The 19293-nt window shown below is 60.2% G+C and carries 19 protein-coding genes and 1 pseudogene; 11 read left to right on the plus strand and 9 right to left on the minus strand.

The window, feature by feature from the left end; genetic code table 11:
- The first annotated feature begins 91 nt into the window (after positions 1-91).
- The 10 genes from BLU48_RS20800 (at position 92) to BLU48_RS20845 (ending at position 7099) form a co-directional block, all read left to right on the plus strand.
- Positions 92-1066: a KpsF/GutQ family sugar-phosphate isomerase gene (locus tag BLU48_RS20800; RefSeq protein WP_057021556.1), complete on the plus strand. Its 975-nt coding sequence runs from the start codon at positions 92-94 to the stop codon at positions 1064-1066.
- Positions 1067-1591, plus strand: a complete 525-nt coding sequence (locus tag BLU48_RS20805; protein ID WP_057021557.1) for a KdsC family phosphatase — start codon at positions 1067-1069, stop codon at positions 1589-1591.
- Between the two features lie 8 nt (positions 1592-1599).
- Positions 1600-2172 carry an LPS export ABC transporter periplasmic protein LptC gene (gene lptC / locus BLU48_RS20810; protein ID WP_057021558.1) on the plus strand — a complete coding sequence of 191 codons (573 nt, stop codon included), beginning with the start codon at positions 1600-1602 and terminating at the stop codon, positions 2170-2172.
- Positions 2159-2692 carry a lipopolysaccharide transport periplasmic protein LptA gene (gene lptA, locus BLU48_RS20815; RefSeq protein ID WP_057021559.1) on the plus strand — a complete coding sequence of 178 codons (534 nt, stop codon included), beginning with the start codon at positions 2159-2161 and terminating at the stop codon, positions 2690-2692. Before lptC ends, lptA begins: the two co-directional genes overlap by 14 nt.
- On the plus strand, positions 2692-3417 hold the full coding sequence (lptB, locus tag BLU48_RS20820; RefSeq protein ID WP_005784841.1) for an LPS export ABC transporter ATP-binding protein: 726 nt from the start codon (positions 2692-2694) through the stop codon (positions 3415-3417). Before lptA ends, lptB begins: the two co-directional genes overlap by 1 nt.
- Before the next feature lie 184 nt (positions 3418-3601).
- Entirely contained in the window at positions 3602-5095 is a 1494-nt protein-coding gene (locus BLU48_RS20825) for an RNA polymerase factor sigma-54 (RefSeq protein ID WP_043050758.1), read from the plus strand.
- A 74-nt stretch (positions 5096-5169) separates the two neighbouring features.
- The gene (gene hpf, locus BLU48_RS20830) at positions 5170-5475 is read left to right on the plus strand and encodes a ribosome hibernation-promoting factor, HPF/YfiA family (protein ID WP_027604812.1); all 306 of its coding nucleotides are present in this window, start codon (positions 5170-5172) and stop codon (positions 5473-5475) included.
- A 10-nt stretch (positions 5476-5485) separates the two neighbouring features.
- Positions 5486-5950: a PTS IIA-like nitrogen regulatory protein PtsN gene (gene ptsN, locus BLU48_RS20835; protein ID WP_057021560.1), complete on the plus strand. Its 465-nt coding sequence runs from the start codon at positions 5486-5488 to the stop codon at positions 5948-5950.
- Between the two features lie 2 nt (positions 5951-5952).
- Complete coding sequence (rapZ, locus tag BLU48_RS20840) at positions 5953-6810, plus strand: RNase adapter RapZ (protein ID WP_057021561.1); 858 nt, start codon at positions 5953-5955, stop codon at positions 6808-6810.
- Between the two features lie 16 nt (positions 6811-6826).
- Positions 6827-7099, plus strand: coding sequence for an HPr family phosphocarrier protein (locus BLU48_RS20845; RefSeq protein WP_057021562.1), 273 nt, complete (start codon positions 6827-6829; stop codon positions 7097-7099).
- 21 nt (positions 7100-7120) lie between these two features.
- Here BLU48_RS20845 and BLU48_RS20850 read toward each other — a convergent pair whose 3' ends face one another.
- From BLU48_RS20850 to pmbA, 6 genes and pseudogenes are all read right to left on the minus strand, one after another.
- On the minus strand, positions 7121-8014 hold the full coding sequence (locus BLU48_RS20850; RefSeq protein WP_057021563.1) for a ZIP family metal transporter: 894 nt from the start codon (positions 8012-8014) through the stop codon (positions 7121-7123).
- Positions 8015-8045: 31 nt separating this feature from the next.
- The gene (locus BLU48_RS20855) at positions 8046-8657 is read right to left on the minus strand and encodes a superoxide dismutase (RefSeq protein WP_057021564.1); all 612 of its coding nucleotides are present in this window, start codon (positions 8655-8657) and stop codon (positions 8046-8048) included.
- A 1-nt stretch (position 8658) separates the two neighbouring features.
- Positions 8659-9087, minus strand: a pseudogene (locus BLU48_RS20860) (hypothetical protein).
- A 27-nt stretch (positions 9088-9114) separates the two neighbouring features.
- Positions 9115-10491: a class II fumarate hydratase gene (locus BLU48_RS20865; RefSeq protein WP_057021565.1), complete on the minus strand. Its 1377-nt coding sequence runs from the start codon at positions 10489-10491 to the stop codon at positions 9115-9117.
- Positions 10484-10879 carry a hypothetical protein gene (locus tag BLU48_RS20870; protein WP_046070921.1) on the minus strand — a complete coding sequence of 132 codons (396 nt, stop codon included), beginning with the start codon at positions 10877-10879 and terminating at the stop codon, positions 10484-10486. Before BLU48_RS20870 ends, BLU48_RS20865 begins: the two co-directional genes overlap by 8 nt.
- A 148-nt stretch (positions 10880-11027) precedes the next feature.
- The gene (gene pmbA, locus BLU48_RS20875) at positions 11028-12374 is read right to left on the minus strand and encodes a metalloprotease PmbA (RefSeq protein WP_046070920.1); all 1347 of its coding nucleotides are present in this window, start codon (positions 12372-12374) and stop codon (positions 11028-11030) included.
- A gap of 108 nt (positions 12375-12482) precedes the next feature.
- Here pmbA and yjgA point away from each other — a divergent pair, with 108 nt between their 5' ends.
- Positions 12483-13004 (plus strand): ribosome biogenesis factor YjgA, encoded by a 522-nt coding sequence (gene yjgA / locus BLU48_RS20880; RefSeq protein ID WP_046070919.1) that lies wholly within the window; start codon positions 12483-12485, stop codon positions 13002-13004.
- A 45-nt stretch (positions 13005-13049) separates the two neighbouring features.
- On the opposite strand, the gene tldD is transcribed toward yjgA, so the two are convergent.
- The 3 genes from tldD to BLU48_RS20895 are packed head-to-tail and all read right to left on the minus strand — an operon-like array spanning position 13050 to position 19221.
- Positions 13050-14492, minus strand: coding sequence for a metalloprotease TldD (tldD, locus tag BLU48_RS20885; RefSeq protein WP_046070918.1), 1443 nt, complete (start codon positions 14490-14492; stop codon positions 13050-13052).
- A gap of 37 nt (positions 14493-14529) precedes the next feature.
- Positions 14530-15357, minus strand: coding sequence for a carbon-nitrogen hydrolase family protein (locus BLU48_RS20890; RefSeq protein WP_057021566.1), 828 nt, complete (start codon positions 15355-15357; stop codon positions 14530-14532).
- Between the two features lie 48 nt (positions 15358-15405).
- A complete protein-coding gene (locus BLU48_RS20895; protein ID WP_057021567.1) occupies positions 15406-19221 on the minus strand; it encodes a YhdP family protein in 3816 nt (1271 codons plus the stop codon).
- Positions 19222-19293: the final 72 nt, after the last annotated feature.

Below are 19293 nucleotides of genomic sequence, written 5' to 3' on the forward strand. Positions count from 1 at the left end.
ACCCCGCGCACAAACCCTGACGAACTTACGTGAGCGTATTGATCATTACAGCTATAATCGCCGACTTTTCGTCAGGCTATACGATTCAGACATGAGCCAATCCAGCGAGCTTATCCAATCCGCACAACGCACCATCCGCCTCGAGCTTGAAGCCGTAGAAGGCTTGCTGGCCCATATCGATGCGGATTTCGTGCGCGCCTGCGAGCTGATCCTGGCCAGCAAGGGCCGTGTTGTCGTGGTCGGCATGGGCAAATCCGGCCACATTGGCAACAAGATCGCCGCGACGCTGGCGAGTACCGGGACCACCGCGTTTTTCGTGCACCCGGCCGAGGCCAGCCACGGCGATATGGGCATGATCACCAAGGATGACGTGATCCTGGCGCTGTCCAATTCCGGCACCACCAACGAAATCGTGACCCTGTTGCCCCTGATCAAGCGCCTGGGCATCCAGATGATCAGCCTCACCGGCAACCCGGAATCGACGCTGGCCAAGGCTGCCGATGTCAACCTGAACGTGCACGTGACCCACGAGGCCTGCCCGCTGAACCTGGCGCCCACCTCCTCCACCACTGCTGCGCTGGTCATGGGCGATGCATTGGCCGTGGCGCTCCTGGAGGCCCGCGGTTTTACCGCCGAAGACTTCGCATTTTCCCACCCAGGCGGCGCGCTCGGCCGTCGCCTGTTGCTTAAAGTGGAAAATGTCATGCATTCCGGCGCCGAACTGCCAAGCGTCCCACGCGGCACCCTGCTCAGGGATGCGCTGATGGAAATGACCCGCAAAGGCCTGGGCATGACGGCGATCGTCGAACCCGATGGTCGCCTGGCCGGGGTATTCACCGACGGCGACCTGCGTCGTACCCTGGACCGCACCGTTGATATCCATACCGCGACCATCGATGCGGTAATGACGCCTCACGGCAAGACCGCCCGCGCTGAAATGCTCGCGGCTGAAGCTTTGAAAATCATGGAAGACCACCGGATCGGCGCGCTCATCGTCGTCGACAATGATGATCGCCCTATCGGGGCCCTTAACCTTGGCGACTTGCTGCGCGCAGGAGTGATGTAGATGAACGGCGACCTGTTGCAACGCGGTAAAAACATCAAGCTGGCGATTTTCGACGTTGACGGCGTGCTGACCGATGGCCGCCTGTACTTCCTCGAAGATGGCAGCGAATTCAAGACGTTCAACACCCTCGATGGCCAGGGCATCAAGATGCTGATGGCGACCGGTGTGCAAACGGCGATTATCAGCGGTCGAAAGACACCGGTTGTGGAACGCCGCGCACAAAACCTGGGGATTGCTCACCTGTATCAGGGCCGTGAGGATAAACTGGTAGTGCTGGACGAGCTTCTTGGCCAACTCAACCTAAGCTATGAACAGGTCGCCTATTTGGGTGACGACTTGCCTGACCTGCCGGTGATTCGCCGGGTGGGCCTGGGCATGGCCGTTGCGAATGCCGCGGCGTTTGTGCGCGAACATGCCCACGGCACCACCACCGCCCGTGGCGGCGAAGGTGCTGCCCGGGAGTTCTGCGAGTTGATCCTGCGTGCCCAGGGCAGTCTTGAAGCGGCCCACGCCGCCTACCTATAGAGCGTTATATGCTGAGTAAAAAGATCCGCAACTTCCTGTTATTCGGGGTCATCGCCGCGCTGCTCCTGGCGGTGGGCTACTGGAATATCAGCCCGGGGCGCTTTCTCGACAAGCCTGTTGCGCAGGTTGACGAGGGGCTCATCGACAATTTCTCGATAAATGCCTACAGCATACAATTCATGCCGGACGGCAAGGTTCAATACGAGTTGACGGCCGATAAAGTCGAACACCTCAAGGCCTCCGACATCAGCCTGCTGACCAATCCGGACTTGAACCTTTATCGCGGAACCGACTTCCCGTGGCACGTCACCAGCAAGCGTGGCGAGGTCAATTCCGGCGGCACCGAAGTTGAACTGATCGACTCGGTACGCGTCGCACGTACAGACGCACAGAACCGCGACACCATCATTACCAGCAGTCGCATGACGGTATTCCCACAGAAGCAATATGCGCAGACCGAGCAAGACGTTAGAATCGACGGCGCTGGCGGTGTATCGACTGGCAAGGGAATGAAAGCGTATTTGAAAGAAAGCAGGATACACCTGCTATCGAACGTAAGAGGACAGTATGAGGCTCGTTAAAACCCTCCCTATTTTGCTCGGTCTGGGCGCAGCACTGGGAAGCGTGAGCGCCTGGGCTCTGCCGAACGATAGCCAGCAACCGATCCACATCTCGGCTGACGATGCGCAGCTGGATGACAAGCAAGGTGTCGCCACCTATACCGGCGGCGTGATCATCACCCAGGGCTCGATGAAGATCACCGGTAATACGGTGACACTGACGCGTACCCAGGCCGGCGATATCGATGTCGTGACCTCAGTGGGCAACCTCGCTTACTTCGAACAGAAGCAGAAGGCAGAAGATCCAGGCCCGATGAAGGGCTACGGCAAGACCATTCAATACCATGCCCAGCAAAATCGCATTGTACTGATCGACCAGGCCAAGGTGCTGAGCGCCGACGGTAACTCGACCGAAGGCGAGAAGATCGTCTACAACACCCAGCCCCAGGTCGCCCAGGCCGGCCGCGCCAATGGCAACAAGGTCACCGCACCTCGTCCGCGTATCGACATGGTTATCCAGCCGAAGAAGAAGGCCGAGTAATGGCGACCCTGAAAGCCCAGCACCTGGCCAAGGCCTATAAAAGCCGCCAGGTGGTACGCGACGTCAGCCTGTCGATCGACAGCGGCCAGATCGTCGGCCTGCTCGGCCCCAACGGTGCCGGCAAGACCACCTGCTTCTATATGATCGTCGGGCTGGTCCAGGCGGACCAGGGCCGCGTATTGATCGACGACCTGGACGTCAGCCACCAGCCAATGCACGGACGTGCCCGCGCCGGTATCGGCTATCTTCCGCAAGAAGCGTCGATCTTCCGCAAACTGTCGGTGGCCGACAACATCATGGCGATCCTGGAGACCCGCAAGGAGCTCGATCGCGATGGTCGCCGCAAAGAGCTGGAAAGCCTGCTGCAGGAATTCCACATCAACCATATTCGCGACAACCTCGGCATGAGCCTGTCCGGTGGCGAGCGTCGTCGCGTGGAAATCGCCCGCGCCCTGGCGACCGCGCCCAAGTTCATCTTGCTGGATGAACCGTTTGCCGGTGTCGACCCGATCTCGGTGGGCGATATCAAGCAGATCATCCACCATCTCAAGGCCAAGGGCATTGGCGTGCTGATCACCGACCATAACGTGCGCGAGACACTCGATATCTGCGAAACGGCTTATATCGTCAACGACGGCCAACTGATTGCCGAAGGCGATGCCGAGACTATCCTGGCCAACGAGCTGGTCAAGGAAGTGTACCTGGGTCACGAGTTCCGCCTGTAGGCACGGTGGTATCGCGGATTTTCCTGGAGCGCGCAGGAGTCAATAGAAACCTTGGCTTTTTTATTGTTACCGCGCTCTAGGCAAAGCCCCCGAGATCAGGCATATAATTTGCTTATGTTTGGCGCTCACGCGCCCTGTCGTGGATGGCGCATTGCGCCGGCGAATAAGGTGTTAAGCCCCTGCCATGAAACCATCGCTAGTCCTGAGAATGGGCCAGCAGCTGACGATGACACCGCAGCTGCAACAGGCCATCCGCCTGCTCCAATTGTCGACCCTGGACCTGCAACAGGAAATCCAGGAGGCCCTGGAGTCCAATCCGATGCTCGAACGCCAGGAAGAAGGCGACGACTTCGACAATGCCGACCCGCTGGCCGATAACATCGAGCAAAAACCCAACCCCGACGTGCAGGAACCCTCCTACCAGGAAACCGCCCCGACGGTGGATAACCTCGAGGACGGCGAATGGAACGAACGCATTCCCAACGAGCTTCCCGTGGATACCGCGTGGGAAGACGTGTACCAGACCAGCGCCAGCAGCCTGCCGAGCAATGACGATGACGAGTGGGACTTCACCACCCGTACCTCTGTCGGCGAGAGCCTGCAGAGTCATTTGTTGTGGCAACTGAACCTGGCACCGATGTCCGACACCGATCGCCTGATCGCGGTCACCCTGATCGACTGCATCAACAACCAGGGCTACCTGGACGAGACCCTCGACGAGATTCTTGAAGCCTTTGACCCGGAGCTGGACATCGAACTGGACGAAATCGAAGCCGTCCTGCATCGCATCCAGCAATTCGAGCCCGCCGGCATTGGCGCCCGCACCCTCAGCGAGTGCCTGCTGCTGCAATTGCGCCAGTTGCCGGCCAAGACGCCTTGGCTGGCCGAAGCCAAGCGCCTGGTGTCGGACTATATCGACCTGCTGGGCAGCCGCGACTACAGCCAGCTGATGCGCCGCATGAAGCTCAAGGAAGATGAATTGCGCCAGGTCATCGAGCTGGTGCAGAGCCTCAACCCGCGCCCGGGCTCGCAAATCGAGTCCAGCGAAGCCGAATACGTCGTCCCCGACGTGATCGTGCGCAAGGACAACGAGCGTTGGCTGGTGGAGCTGAACCAGGAGTCGGTGCCCCGCCTGCGGGTCAACCCGCAATATGCCGGTTTTGTGCGCCGCGCCGATACCAGCGCCGACAACACCTTCATGCGCAACCAGTTGCAGGAAGCGCGCTGGTTCATCAAGAGTCTGCAAAGCCGTAACGAAACCCTGATGAAGGTGGCGACCCAGATCGTCGAGCACCAGCGCGGTTTCCTGGAATACGGCGACGAAGCCATGAAGCCTTTGGTCCTGCACGATATCGCCGAAGCGGTCGGCATGCATGAATCGACGATTTCCCGGGTGACCACGCAGAAATTCATGCATACCCCACGGGGTATTTATGAGCTGAAATACTTTTTCTCCAGCCACGTCAGTACCTCCGAAGGCGGTGAATGCTCGTCCACAGCGATCCGCGCGATCATCAAGAAACTGGTTGCCGCGGAAAATCAGAAAAAGCCGTTGAGTGACAGCAAGATCGCTGGTTTACTGGAGGCACAAGGCATTCAGGTCGCCCGTCGAACCGTCGCCAAGTACCGCGAGTCCCTCGGGATCGCGCCTTCCAGCGAGCGTAAGCGTTTGATGTGACGGGCGGGCCATAGCGTTCCAGTGGCAGGCGTCTTGCCTGCCGCTTTATGCACTGGCAACGAAGGAGAAGCTGTATGCAAGTCAACATCAGTGGACACCATGTAGAAGTCACCCCTCCACTGCGCGACTATGTCGAGCAGAAGCTGAGGAAGCTTGAAGGACATTTCGACAAGATCACCAACGTGCAGGTCATCATGAAGGTTGACAAGCTTCAGCAGAAGATCGAAGCGACCCTCCAGATACCTGGTGGTGAAGTGGTTGCCAATGCCGAGCATGAAGACATGTATGCATCGATTGACTTGCTCACCGACAAGCTCGACCGCCAACTCAAAAAGCATAAGGAAAAGAATCTGAGCCTGCTCCAAGGCACAGGTCGTTAACTCTCCCCCCATGATCCGACTTGAAACCATCCTGACCCCCGGCCGTTCCCTCGTGAACGCGCCGGGCGGCAGCAAGAAAAAAGCCCTCGAACAAATTGCCAACCTGATCCACCGCGAAGTGCCGGGTCTGGAGATGCAAGATGTCTTCGAGGCGTTGATTGCCCGTGAAAAACTCGGCTCCACCGGTTTTGGCAACGGCATCGCCATCCCTCACTGCCGCCTCAAAGGCTGTGATACACCCGTGAGCGCCCTGCTGCACTTGGAAGCTGCGATCGATTTCGACGCCATCGACGGTGCCCCGGTCGACCTGCTGTTCGTATTACTGGTCCCGCAAGCCGCCACCGATGCGCATCTGGAACTGCTAAGGCAGATCGCCAGCATGCTTGATCGCAAGGAAGTACGCGAAAAACTGCGCAGTGCCAAGACCAATCAGGCCCTGTATCAGGTCGTCCTGGATGAACAAAACGGGCAGTAATCATGCGTTTGATCATCGTCAGCGGCCGTTCCGGCTCAGGTAAAAGCACCGCCCTCAACGTCCTTGAGGACAACGGTTTCTATTGCATCGACAATTTGCCCGCCGGCCTGCTGCCGGAGCTGGCGGAACGCGCACTGATCCATACTGAATTGGCGCAACCCCTGGTCGCTGTGTCTATCGATGCCCGCAACCTGCCCAGCCACCTCTCGCGGTTTCCGGAACTGCTGGAAGAAGTGCGCGCCAAGCATATTCATTGCGATGTACTGTACTTGGATGCCGACGAAGAAACGCTTCTCAAACGTTTCTCAGAAACTCGTCGCCGCCACCCGCTCAGCAGCGCCAACCGCTCCCTGGCCGAAGCCATCCAGGACGAGACCAAGTTGCTGGGGCCGATCATTGATCTGGCTGATCTTAAGATCAACACCACCAATCTGAACCTGTATCAGCTGCGCGATGCGATCAAGCTGCGCCTGCTGAACCAGCCAGAGCCCGGAACTGCGTTCCTGGTCGAATCATTCGGTTTCAAACGTGGCATGCCGGTGGATGCCGACCTGGTGTTTGATGTGCGCTGCCTGCCCAATCCCTATTGGAAGCCAGAACTGCGTGATCAGTCCGGATTGGACCAACCGGTGATCGATTACCTGGCCGCGCAACCGGATGTAGAAGAGATGTTCCAGGACATCTCCAGCTACCTGCTCAAATGGTTACCGCGCTTTGCCGCGAGCAACCGCGCCTATGTCACCATTGCCATTGGCTGCACTGGCGGCCACCATCGCTCCGTCTATCTGACGGAACGGCTGGGCCAGGTGCTGCAACAAACCCTCAAGAACGTCCAGGTCCGCCACCGCGACCTTAGCTGAAAGGAACACCACTGCGATGCCGGCTCGGGAAATTGAAATCATCAACAAGCTGGGCCTGCACGCCCGGGCCTCGGCCAAATTCGTCGGCGTGGCCGGGAAGTACCCTTGTCAGATCCGCGCTGGTCGTACACCGGAATCCATGGTCGATGGCAAGAGCATCATGGCGATGATGATGCTGGCGGCCGGCAAGGGCACCAAGATTCACCTGAAGACCGAAGGCGAGCAAGAAGACGAAGCGATGGCGGCATTGGTTGAGTTGATCAATAACTACTTCGACGAAGGCGAATAACCTCTGAAGTAGCAGCGAGCCTCATCCCAACGCCGTATCCATCACCATCATCAGGCAAAACCCGATACACAGCCCGAGGCTGGCGAGCTTTTCGTGACCATTTCGCCGCGATTCGGGGATCACTTCGTGGGTCACCACCAACAGCATCGCACCGGCGGCCAGCGCCAGGCCCAAGGGCAATAGCACCTCGGCCAGGCTCACCAACCAGGCACAAAGCACCGCGAATACCGGCTCGACCAAGCCTGACGCCGCGCCGATCAGAAACGCTTTGACCCGCGACATCCCCGCCCCAGCCAGCACCAGCGCAATCACCAGGCCCTCCGGTACGTCCTGCAAAGCAATGCCCATGGCCAGGCTGTCTGCATCTGGCATGCCACCACCCGCCGAGACACCCACAGCCATACCCTCTGGAATATTGTGAGCGATGATGGCAAACACAAATAGCCAGATGCGCGGCGGGATCACCGGTTTATCCGGTGTGCCCACCAGCATTTCCGGGCTGGCACCGGAGACCTTTCGATCGACCAGGTACAGACCGAACGCCCCCAGCATAATGCCGAAGCTGATCAACCCACCCGCCCCCCAGGGCGAGAGCCCCAGGCTTTCAGCCGCGGCGATACCCGGCACCACAAGGGAGAAAGCGGTCGCCGCCAGCATCACACCGGCACCGAAGCCCAGCAGGGTATCGCTCAGCGCTACCGGCATGCGCCGAATCACCAGCACAGGTACCGCGCCCAGCGCCGTGCCGAGCGCGCAAATCGCACCACCCTGCAAGGCCCGCAGGATGCGGGGCTCCAGGTTCAACCAGGCCAGCCCATGGGCCACCAGCAACGCAGTACCGGCCAATAGCAACAGCGAACCAAACGCGTAACGAAACATTCGCACGCTACTGATCGCCAGTGTTTCAGTACCCATAGTCGGCCTTAGATCTTGTTATGGAGGAATTTCAGGCCAGGGCGGCCTGGTAGCGTGCGGCAACTTCCGGCCAGTTGATGACACTGTAGAAGGCATTGATATATTCCGGGCGACGGTTCTGGTACAGCAGGTAGTAAGCATGCTCCCACACGTCGAGGCCCAGGATCGGCGTATTGCCAGTCATCAGTGGGCTGTCCTGGTTGCCGCTGCTTTCCACCACCAGTTTTTTTTGCGGGGTGACGCTGAGCCAGGCCCAACCGCTGCCGAAGCGGGTCAAGGCTGCCTTGGTGAAGGCTTCCTTGAAACGATCATAGCCGCCCAGTTGTTCGTCGATAGCATTACCCAGCGCACCTTCTGGCTTACCGCCGCCGCTGGGCGACATGACGGCCCAGAACAATGAATGGTTAGCATGCCCGCCACCTTGATTGATCACCGCGGCCCGCAGCGTTTCCGGCAGTTGCTGGACGCTGGACACCAGCTTTTCCACCGGCCAACCGGCAAACTCAGTACCCTCGACTGCAGCGTTGAGGTTGTTGATATAGGTCTGGTGGTGCTTGGTGTAATGAATCTCCATGGTTTGCGCATCAATATGCGGCTCGAGGGCGTCGTAGGCGTAGGGCAAGGCCGGCAAGGTATAGGTCATATCAATGTGCTCCGTATTGAGACGTGGTCGATTGCGGCGCAGCAGCGCCCAACAAGCGATGGGTACGCGGGTACTCGCCGTGATCGCTGATGAAGTTCAACAGTTCGACATAGGTCTTGCTGCTCTGGCGCAATGCTGCCTCGCGTAATTGCGGGTGCAGGCGGGGGTCCTGCATGGTCTGCAACAGGCGCTGGTGGATGGCACAGAGGTATTCCGCGCTTTCCTCTGGTTGGTTCAGGCGCAAGTGCAAGTCCGCCAGGTTGTGATGGGAAATGACGCAAGCCGCCACTGCTTAGTCGGCATCCGCCCAGCGTTCGAACAACACTTGGGCCAGGGCCAGGGCTTGCAGATAGGCCTCGCGGGCGTCAACCAGCTCGCCCGCCATAAAACAGCGATTGGCTCGTTCGATCGTGCGTTTCCAGTGCTCCATAGTGAGCCTCCAAAGCAGGGTCGTTGGTTACACGCCGCCGGCCGTGAGCTTTTCCGGGTCCAGCAGGACTTCCAGTTGGCTGCGTGGCAGGTCGGTGTGCTCGAGGGCGACATCGATCACCGGGCGGCCTTGCTGATAAGCCTTCTTGGCGATTTCAGCGGCTTTTTGGTAACCAATGATCGGGTTGAGTGCGGTGACCAGGATCGGGTTGCGCGACAGCGCCTCCTTGAGCTTGGCCTCGTTGACCTTGAAACTGGCAATGGCCTTGTCCGCCAGCAAACGGCTGGAATTGGCGATCAATTCAAGGCTGCTGAGCAGGTTCTGGGCGATGATCGGCAGCATCACGTTCAGCTCGAAGTTGCCCGATTGACCGGCCACGGTGATCACCGTGTCATTGCCGATGACTTGGGCGGCTACCATGGCTGTGGCTTCCGGGATCACCGGGTTGACCTTGCCCGGCATGATCGACGAGCCCGGCTGTAAGCCTTCCAGCTCGATTTCACCGAGGCCGGCGAGTGGGCCGGAGTTCATCCAGCGCAGGTCGTTGGCGATCTTCATCAGCGAGACGGCCGTGGCTTTCAACTGGCCGGAAACGGCAACGGCGGTGTCCTGGGAGCCAATCAGCGCAAACAGGTTCGTGCCTGGAGTGAACTTCACCCCGGTCAAGCGGCTCAGTTGCTGGCTGAAGCGCCCGGCAAACTCGGGGTGCGCGTTGATCCCGGTGCCCACGGCGGTGCCGCCCTGGGCCAGCGCTTGCAAGGCCGCAAGCAGGTCCTGCAAGTGACCGATATTGGCCCTGAGCTGCTGCGCCCAGCCATTGAGCACCTGGCTCATGCGTACTGGCATGGCGTCCATGAGATGAGTACGGCCGGTCTTGATGAACGGGTGAACCTCTTCGGCCTTTTGCTCGATTACCTGCACCAGGTGCAGCAGGGCCGGCAGCGTTTGTTCATGCAGGACCAACGCAGCACTGACGTGAATGGTGGTGGGGATGATGTCGTTGCTGCTTTGGCCGCAATTGACGTGGTCGTTGGGGTTGACCGCCTCGCCGAGCAAACGGCTGGCAAGGGTGGCAATCACTTCATTGGCGTTCATATTGGAGCTGGTGCCGGAACCGGTCTGGAAGATATCCACCGGGAAGTGCTGCATGTAGTCGCCTTCCAGCAAGCCTTGGGCGGCATCGACAATGGCCTTGCCCTGCCCTTCGCTGATTTGCTTGAGGTCAACGTTGACCTTGGCCGCGGCGGTCTTGGCCAGGATCAGGGCGCGAATGAATTGCGCCGGCATGCGTTGATGACTGATGGGAAAATTGTTCACCGCACGCTGGGTCTGGGCGCCATACAAGGCTTCTGCCGGGACTTTCAACTCGCCCATGCTGTCGCGTTCGATACGGGTATTACTCATCGGAAGATCCTTGCACAAGGTCAGACACAGAAATGGAGGGCAGCAATTGGCAGGTCGCCAGTTGCCAGGCAAAGGACTGCCAGCGCTTGAGGCGGCAGGGGCAATGGGAGAGTCGTTCCAGGTCGCGCAGCGGGCGCCAGGCCTGGTCCAGGCACATGGAGCGCCAATGCCAGGGCAGCGCGATATCGCTGGCGGTGTCGATCAGCAGGCGGAATGAGGTTTCGGCGATCGTCCACGGATGGGTCGCGGTGCAACACGCCAGGTATCGACCTTCATTGAGGTAATGCTCGATCAGCCGCGGTTCATCAGGATCGAGGCCGCAGCGAATCTGGCGGCTCATCCAACGCCAGCTTTCCAGGTAAGGATCCTCATGCAGGACAGAACTCATGATCCACACTCACTCGGTAATGATATTCATTATTAAATGATATTGAGAATCAAAACAAGTGTGGCAGATTGATCCTGCCATGACCAAGCCATAAAAAAGGCGCGCCATCCAAAGGATGGCGCGCCTTTTATTGAGTGTTGGAGGGGGATTAGCTGCCAGCGACAGTCATCCGCTCGATGAGCACTGAACCTGTGCGAATATTGCTGCGCAGTTCCAGGTCATTACCCACGGCAACGATCTGCTTGAACATATCGCGCATATTGCCGGCAATCGTCACTTCCTGGACGGCGAACTGAATCTCGCCATTTTCCACCCAGAACCCCGCCGCGCCGCGAGAGTAATCACCGGTGACCATATTCAGGCCGTGGCCCATCAATTCGGTGACCAGCAACCCACGCCCCATGCGCCGCAGCAACGCAGCCTGGTCTTCATCACCATGGGTAACGAACAGGTTATGCACGCCGCCGGAGTTGGCGGTGCTTGGCAGGCCAAGCTTGCGACCGGCATAAGTGCCCAATACATAGGAGACCAACTCGCCCTTTTCGACAAATGGCTTGGCATAGGTCGCCAGGCCATCGCCGTCGAACGACGAACTGCCCATGGCTCGCATCAGGTGTGGGCGCTCGTCGATGGTCAGCCACTCTGGAAACAGCTTCTGGCCGATTGCGCCTTCAAGGAACGAAGACTTGCGATACAGGTTGCCCCCGGAAATAGCGCCGAGGAAGCTACCGAACAAACCACCGGCCAGCTCTGCGGAAAACAGCACCGGCACTTCGCACGTCGGCACCGGGCGCGCACCGAGACGGCTGGCGGCACGTTGCGCAGCACGCTGGCCAATGCTGACGGGGTCCGCCAACAAATCGCCCTGGCGATTCACGTCGTACCAGTAATCGCGCTGCATCTGGCCGTTGGCTTCGGCGATCATCACGCAACTGAGGCTGTGACGCGTCGAAGCATATCCACCGATAAAGCCATGGCTGTTGCCGTAAACGCGGCAGCCCTGGTGGGTGCTCAGCGTAGTGCCGTCGGCATTCTTGATCCGGGCGTCGGTATCGAAGGCCGCCGCCTCGCAGACCAGCGCCTGCTCGATGGCTTGCTCGGGGGTGATGTCCCAGGCGTGGAACAGGTCAAAATCCTGTACGTCCCTGGCCATCAGCGCCTTATCGGCCAGCCCCGAGCTTTCATCTTCGGACGTGTGCCTGGCAATCGCCAGTGCTGCGGCAACGGTCTCGCGAATGGCCTCCGGGCCACTGGCCGAGGTGCTTGCCGAGCCTTTGCGCTGGCCTGCGTACAAGGTGATACCGAACCCCTGGTCGCGATTGAACTCGACGGTTTCCACTTCCCGCTGGCGCACCGACGTCGACAACCCCTGCTCCAGCGACACCGCTACTTCACAGGCACTGGCCCCCTGGCGCTTGGCCTCGGCAAGGATCTGCTCGACTTGTTCCTGCAGTGCCGGTAACGCTTGCGGACCGACGCTTTGGGCTGCACTCATGGTTTTCTCCACTCAAATTCTGCTTTCGGTTAAGGCCATCGAGCGACCGGGCCGGACAAGCGGCCCCCGACTGGTTATCATGGCGGCGTTTCTTTGCGGACTGCCACCATGGTTGATTCTTACGACGACTCCCTCGATGGGGAGAAAAGCAAAACCCAGGTCAAGCGCGAGCTGCATGCGCTGGTTGACCTGGGCGAGCGCCTCACAACGCTCAAAAAAGAGTTGATTGCCAAACTGCCACTGACCGACGAAATGCGCCGGGCCTTGGCGGATGCGCCCAAGCACAGCGCGAATATCGCGCGTAAACGGCACATCATGTTTATTGGCAAACTGATGCGCGATCAGGACATTGACGCGATTCTGGCCTTGCTCGATCAAACTGATGCCTCCACTCGCCAGTACAACGAACGTTTCCATAACCTGGAACGTTGGCGTGACCGCCTGATCGCGGGCGATGACGCCGTGCTGGAGAAATTCGTGCTGGACTACCCGGACGCGGACCGCCAGCAACTGCGCTCCCTGATCCGTCAGGCCCAACACGAACTGGCGCATAACAAGGCGCCGGCCACCAGCCGTAAAATCTTCAAGTACATCCGTGAGCTGGACGAGACTCAACGCGGTCTGCGCTGATCCTCTTCCCCGGGTGGCGGCCTGCGCCACCCGAAGCTCCATCCTTTACGACCCCGTGCCACCCACGGTGATCGCGTCAATTTTCAGGGTTGGTTGGCCTACGCCTACCGGCACCGACTGCCCATCCTTGCCGCACGTGCCCACGCCGCTGTCCAGCGACAGGTCATTACCGACCATCGACACCTTGCTCATGGCTTCCGGCCCGTTACCGATCAGTGTCGCCCCTTTGACCGGCGCAGTAATCTTGCCGTCTTCGATCAAATACGCCTCGCTGGTGGAGAACACAAACTTGCCGCTGGTGATATCCACCTGGCCACCGCCGAGGTTGGCGCAGTAGATGCCACGTTTCACCGAGGCGATGATTTCCGCCGGATCGCTTTGGCCGCCAAGCATGTAGGTGTTGGTCATGCGCGGCATCGGCAGGTGCGCATAGGATTCGCGGCGGCCGTTACCGGTGCGCGCCACACCCATCAGTCGAGCGTTGAGCTTGTCTTGCATATAGCCCTTGAGCACGCCATTTTCGATCAGGGTGGTGCACTCGGTCGGCGTCCCTTCGTCATCGACGCTCAACGAACCCCGGCGACCGGCCAGGGTGCCGTCATCGACAATGGTGCACAGCTTGGATGCAACCATTTCGCCCATGCGCCCACTGTAGGCGGAACTGCCCTTGCGATTAAAGTCGCCCTCCAGGCCGTGGCCCACGGCTTCGTGGAGCAACACACCGGACCAACCCGAGCCCAGCACCACCGGCAAGGTACCGGCGGGCGCCGGAATCGCTTCCAGGTTCACCAGGGCCTGGCGCAGCGCCTCACGGGCATAGCCCATGGCACGGTCGTCAGCGAGGAAGTAACGGTAGTCGGTGCGCCCGCCACCGCCATGGCCACCACGCTCGCGGCGACCGTTCTGCTCGACGATCACACTCACATTGAAACGCACCAGCGGCCGCACATCCGCCGCCAACCCGCCGTCGGTGGAGGCGACGAGGATGCGCTCCCACACGCCAGCCATGCTCACGGTCACTTGCTGGATACGCGAGTCCAGGGCGCGGGTGGCCGCGTCGACACGCTTGAGCAGCTCGACCTTTTCGGCACGGCTGATCACTTCCAAGGGGTTATCCGGCGCGTACAACTGCGTCACGTCCTGGGTGCTGAACGCCTGCACCGTACCGTTCTGGCCGGCACGGGAAATCGAACGTGCCGCACGCGCCGCCAGGCCCAGGGCTTCCAGGGTAATCGCATTACTGTAGGCAAAGCCGGTTTTTTCACCGGATTGCGCACGCACGCCGACGCCCTGGTCAAGGTTGAAACTGCCTTCTTTGACGATGCCGTCTTCCAGCGACCAGGATTCGGAGATCTGCCCCTGGAAATACAGGTCGGCGGCATCGATGCCCGGCCCGGCCAGATCGCCCAGCACGGTTTGCAGACTTTCGATGGTCACGCCACCGGGTGCCAGGAGGTGTTCACTGACTGAGGACAACAACTCGCTCATAGGTTTGGCCTTAAATTCATCGTTCTGAAGCAGGCCGCTACGCGCCCTGCGAGAAAAAGCGCCGATGGCTGACCACCGGCATGCGCGCCCTTATCGACGCCTGTTCACTGCTATCGCGTTCGGCCAGCAACACCGCTTCGCCTTGATCCTGTTGTGCCAGCACCCGCCCCCAAGGGTCGACAATCGCCGCGTGGCCATGGGTTTCCCGTGGGCCTGGGTGCACGCCACCTTGAGCGGCCGCCAGCAGGTAGCACTGGGTTTCGATGGCCCGCGCCCGAATCAGCACATCCCAATGGGCGGCCCCGGTCACCGCCGTAAAGGCCGAGGGCGCGGTAATCAATTCAGCCCCCGCAGCGCGTAATTCGCTATACAGCTCGGGGAAGCGCAAGTCGTAGCACACCGTCAGTCCCAAACGCCCCACTGGCGTATCCGCCACCACCACATTGCTTCCGAAAGCATAGTCGTCGGATTCGCGATAACGACCACGAGCATCCGCGACGTCCACATCAAACAGGTGCAGCTTGTCGTAACGAGCGACAATTTCACCCTGATCATTGATCAGCAGCGAGCAAGCGTTGGACTTGGCGTTGGGTTGGTCCTTGGGCGGCAACGGCAATGTACCGGCCACTACCCATAAGGTGAGGTCACGGGCGGCCTGTTTCAACCATGGCAGGATCGGGCCTTCACCCAGGGCCTCGGCGCGGCCGATATCGGCCACGTCACGGCGACCCATCGCAGCGAAGTTTTCCGGCAGTACCGCGAGTTTCGCGCCACCCGCCGCCGCTTGCTCCAGCAGGCGGCGCGCCTGGGTGAGATTCGCCAGCACGTCACTCTGGCTGACCATTTGGATTACTGCAAAAGACATGGGCCGACACTCCATACAGGGCATGGGGCCATGCTACTCCACAGGCTCTCAGTTTGGCTTTTCAAATGGCTTGTCGAAGGTGATTTTCGGATCCTTCCAGGGGCCCTGTACCTTGTATTGCACACTGGCAAAGCGCGAAACCCGATCACCGATCAGTTTGTCGATCAGGAACAACGCGCCGCCAATAGCTGGTGCACCGACAATCAGCGCCGCGATGGGCAGGTTGTTGGTCACCGGCAAGGTCACCAGCAACTTGGCGTCGACGCGATCAGCCACCAGGTCCAGGGTACCGTTGAGCTCCAGATTGGTAGAGGGCCCGGTCATGGTGATGGGCTCACGGGTCACGAACACGCCATTACTGGCGGCCAGTAAGCCCTTGACCCGGTCGTAACTCAAGCCCTTGCCAAGCAGGTCGGAAAAGTCCAGACGCAAACGCCGGCCAATGGAATTGAAGTTGAGCAGGCCAAACACCCGCAACGCCTGCGCGCCCCCCTCCACTTCGACGAACTGGCCTTTACGGAATGCCGCATCCAGGCTGCCGGAGAAGCGCTTGGGCCCAACCCAGGCCGGCGAACCCGGCCAACGGCCATCCACGTCCAGATGGAAATCTTCGCTGGTCACCGTCGGGGCAAAACCCCAGCCCTTGAGCACATCGGCAATGTTCTTGCCGTCCAGGCGGCCCTTGTACCAACTGCTGCTTGCGCCCGGCGCCCCTTCCCAGCCGCCGGCACCCTTGAGCTGCATGCCCTTGAGGCCCAGGTCGAGGTTATTGAAGGCCATGCCCTTGGCGGTCGGACGGATCCTCAATGACCACGCTCCCACCAGGTCCGGCCCCTGAAAGAGCTGGTCGATGGCGATATCCAGTGCAGGAATGCTCTTGGGGTCGATATCGGCCAGCGGATCGGGCGCGTTTTCGTCCGCCTGTATCGTCGGGTCCACTGCGGGCAATTTTACATAGTTGAGATTGACCGCAATCGGCGCACCCTTGGCGTCGGGCAGATTCACCGTGCCCTTGGCCTGCTGGCTATCAAATTGCAGACCCCAGGCAGCGGGCTTGCGATCCAGCTGCAAGCTGACCTGGTCAAACTGGGTGCCGAACCCGGTCAACTTGCCCACTTTGAAATCGGCGCCACTGAGCAACTGCTTGGCATTGCCGCCCGGGTCATTCCCCGCGTAGCGATCCACGAGTTTTTTCCATGGGTCGATATCCAGTTCCGACAACACACCACGAATGCGCAGCCCCTTCGCACCGGGCAGCACGGCATCGCCATTGCCGAGGAACAATTCGCCGCGCCCGTCATTAAATTTGTCCGGCGGCGCAGCAAAGGTAAAGTTTGCCAGCTCGCCGTAATCAAACCAGTAACGGCGCTCAGCCCCCTGCAAGGTCATGCGGAAGGTGCTGTCGCGCCCCTGGCTGGCCGGCATGCCGAATGGCGCCGGCAAGTCCACGGCGACGCCCTTGAGATTGGAGTTGACCATCAACTGGCTGTCTGCGCCGTCCAGGATGACTTGTAACTGGTAGGGGATATCCCCGGACACCGGCAGTGGCTGGCTGACGTTCAACCAATCCGTGAGGCGCTTGACCGTTACCTGGCCGTTGGCGGTCACGCGGGTGCTGATATCGCCCGGCTTGCCTTCGGCAAAAATCTGCGCAGTGATCGGCCGGTCGAAGGCCTGGGCCGAGATGTTCTGCCCGCTCAGGCCCTTGGCACTGTCAAAACGGAAATTGCCTTTGAGCTGGGTCAGGTCCAGGGTCGGCTCGGCCAATTGCAAGCGCGCCTTGTCAGTCTTGAAGTCAACCACGATCTTGGGCTCGGTGCCCTTGGCCAGGGGCACGTCCAGGTCCAGGCTGCCCTGCAGGCCGCCCTCGCCTTTCCAGCCAGCGAACGTGGACGCGGTGCCAATGGGCGCTTCCTGGAGAATTTTCAAGCCATCGCCCAAGCCGCCGGAGAACCCGCCGGTGAGCAGCAGGTGGCTGTCCTGGCCGGCCGGCGCGTGGGGAATGTTGACGTAGACGTCCTTAACCTGGGTATCGAGCAACTGGCCCTTGCTTGCCAGGATGCGCACACCGCTTTCCTCGACGAAGACTTCACCGTTGACCTTGTTAACATGGGGCCAACCCGGCTGGAAGGCCAGCTCGGCATCATGCACCTTGAAGAACAGACTGATGTTGCGCGACGCCGGCAGCGCGTCGTGGTTCAGGGAGCCTTGATACTGGAAGAACCCTTCATCCACGGCGCCCTTGAGGATTGCCGTACGCAGCCACTCATCCAGCGCCGGGCTCAACACGGCGGGCAGGTACTTGGGGGTGAAACGGCCATCGCCATCGACCATCCCGACCCGCAGGTCCATGTAGTCTTCCTGGCTATGATCGAAGTGCAGGCGGATCAGGAAGTCTGCAGCAACCTTGCCCTCCTCCCCCAGCACCTTGATATACGGGGCAATCAGGGTGAAACCCTGTTTATCCAGTTTCCAGGTCAGGCGTGCATTGGCCTGGATGTACTGCCAGGGCTTGGCGAAGATCGGGTCCAGGTGCAGGGAAAAGTCCTTGCTGTCCATGCGCAGCTCGCCATGGCCCAGGTCGCCACTGATGCTGCCAGACACATTGCGCGCGGCCGGCGCGCCGAAATACGCGTCGAAGCCTACACGCTCAAGGTTTGCGGCAAAACTGACTTTCTGGTCGGTGGTGTCCTGGGGTCTGAAGTCCACCAGCACATTGCGCAGCAGGCCCGTGGCCTTCAAGTGCTCGACGGTCTTGGCAAAGCCTTCCGGCAACGGCGCCAAGGCATTGAGCAGTGGCGTGATGGGTGTCAGGTCGAGACGATCGGCCTGCAGGTTCCACACTTCCTGAGCCTTATCGGTCGCCAGGCTCTGCTGTAATTGAAGGCGCGACTCCCAGCGGGTCTCACCGATAGTCATCGCCAGCGAGTCAAACAGCACCTTGAGGCCGCTGTCGCTGCGTTGCAGGTAGGCGGTCAGGGCCAGGTTTTCCAGATGCACAGGCTTGCGGTCGGCGTAGCTGCCCTTCACTTGCGGGGAATTGAGGCGCACCGCAGCGCTTTGCACGGTGCCTTTGGCCCAACTGAGCCAAAACTCGCCACCGGCCCTGAACTGGGTGAGCTTCCATTGCCGGGTCAGTTTGGCGGGAATCCACTTGGCCCAGTCGCTTTGCGGCAGGCTCAGGTAGGCATCGACCTCGGCGTCTTTCCATTGGCTGGCGCGGATGCGGCTACGCAGGCTGACAGCAAGCGGTTGGCCGTCGGGCAGGGTCAGGCGTGCATCCAGGCGCTGTTGGCTCATGCCGGTGTGCAAGCTCAGGCCCACGTACGTTACGGTCACTGGTGCCTGGTCGAAGGGTTGCAAGGTGACCTGGCTGTCCAGCACCGACACGCGCTTGACCATTTGCATGCGCGTCAGCAACTGCTGCGGGTCCAGCGGCTGATCGTCCTGCACCGGCAAGCCTTGCAGCGTCCAGCGCCCACCCTTGTCTTCCTTGACGCTCAGTTGCAGGCCACTGACTTCCAGGTGGGCGAGACGCACTTGGCGAGCCATCAGGCTGGCCCACATATCCGGCACCACTTCCACCTGGTCAAGGCGCAAGGCATTGCTGCCCTCGCCAACCATGACATCGTGGGCCAGCAATACCGGGGCAAACCCGCTCCAGCGGCCTTCAAGGCTGCCGATATGCAAAGGCGTCTGCACGGCAGTCTGGGCCTTGGCTTCGATTTCGGCGCGGTATTCAGCCACCAGAGGGGTCAATTCACGCCCCAGGCTCACGTATACCGCCGCCAATACCAGCAGCAACGCGCACAGGCCCAGGCTCCAGCGGGTCAAAGCGGCAAAAAAGCGTATCAGACGCTCCATGTCAGGCGACCCTCAAAAAACAGTTGGCGGACGGCAGATCAAGGTCTGCCGGTCTCGGATAAAACACGCAAT

It is taken from the genome of Pseudomonas synxantha, from assembly GCF_900105675.1.
GTDB lineage: Bacteria > Pseudomonadota > Gammaproteobacteria > Pseudomonadales > Pseudomonadaceae > Aquipseudomonas > Aquipseudomonas synxantha.

Bases quoted from the DNA above. Each gene is read 5' to 3' on its own strand.
- BLU48_RS20800 (WP_057021556.1), top strand. From the start codon at position 92: ATGAGCCAATCCAGCGAGCTTATCCAATCCGCACAACGCACCATCCGC.
- BLU48_RS20805 (WP_057021557.1), top strand. From the start codon at position 1,067: ATGAACGGCGACCTGTTGCAACGCGGTAAAAACATCAAGCTGGCGATT.
- lptC (WP_057021558.1), top strand. From the start codon at position 1,600: ATGCTGAGTAAAAAGATCCGCAACTTCCTGTTATTCGGGGTCATCGCC.
- lptA (WP_057021559.1), top strand. From the start codon at position 2,159: ATGAGGCTCGTTAAAACCCTCCCTATTTTGCTCGGTCTGGGCGCAGCA.
- lptB (WP_005784841.1), top strand. From the start codon at position 2,692: ATGGCGACCCTGAAAGCCCAGCACCTGGCCAAGGCCTATAAAAGCCGC.
- BLU48_RS20825 (WP_043050758.1), top strand. From the start codon at position 3,602: ATGAAACCATCGCTAGTCCTGAGAATGGGCCAGCAGCTGACGATGACA.
- hpf (WP_027604812.1), top strand. From the start codon at position 5,170: ATGCAAGTCAACATCAGTGGACACCATGTAGAAGTCACCCCTCCACTG.
- ptsN (WP_057021560.1), top strand. From the start codon at position 5,486: ATGATCCGACTTGAAACCATCCTGACCCCCGGCCGTTCCCTCGTGAAC.
- rapZ (WP_057021561.1), top strand. From the start codon at position 5,953: ATGCGTTTGATCATCGTCAGCGGCCGTTCCGGCTCAGGTAAAAGCACC.
- BLU48_RS20845 (WP_057021562.1), top strand. From the start codon at position 6,827: ATGCCGGCTCGGGAAATTGAAATCATCAACAAGCTGGGCCTGCACGCC.
- BLU48_RS20850 (WP_057021563.1), bottom strand. From the start codon at position 8,014: ATGGGTACTGAAACACTGGCGATCAGTAGCGTGCGAATGTTTCGTTAC.
- BLU48_RS20855 (WP_057021564.1), bottom strand. From the start codon at position 8,657: ATGACCTATACCTTGCCGGCCTTGCCCTACGCCTACGACGCCCTCGAG.
- BLU48_RS20865 (WP_057021565.1), bottom strand. From the start codon at position 10,491: ATGAGTAATACCCGTATCGAACGCGACAGCATGGGCGAGTTGAAAGTC.
- BLU48_RS20870 (WP_046070921.1), bottom strand. From the start codon at position 10,879: ATGAGTTCTGTCCTGCATGAGGATCCTTACCTGGAAAGCTGGCGTTGG.
- pmbA (WP_046070920.1), bottom strand. From the start codon at position 12,374: ATGAGTGCAGCCCAAAGCGTCGGTCCGCAAGCGTTACCGGCACTGCAG.
- yjgA (WP_046070919.1), top strand. From the start codon at position 12,483: ATGGTTGATTCTTACGACGACTCCCTCGATGGGGAGAAAAGCAAAACC.
- tldD (WP_046070918.1), bottom strand. From the start codon at position 14,492: ATGAGCGAGTTGTTGTCCTCAGTCAGTGAACACCTCCTGGCACCCGGT.
- BLU48_RS20890 (WP_057021566.1), bottom strand. From the start codon at position 15,357: ATGTCTTTTGCAGTAATCCAAATGGTCAGCCAGAGTGACGTGCTGGCG.
- BLU48_RS20895 (WP_057021567.1), bottom strand. From the start codon at position 19,221: ATGGAGCGTCTGATACGCTTTTTTGCCGCTTTGACCCGCTGGAGCCTG.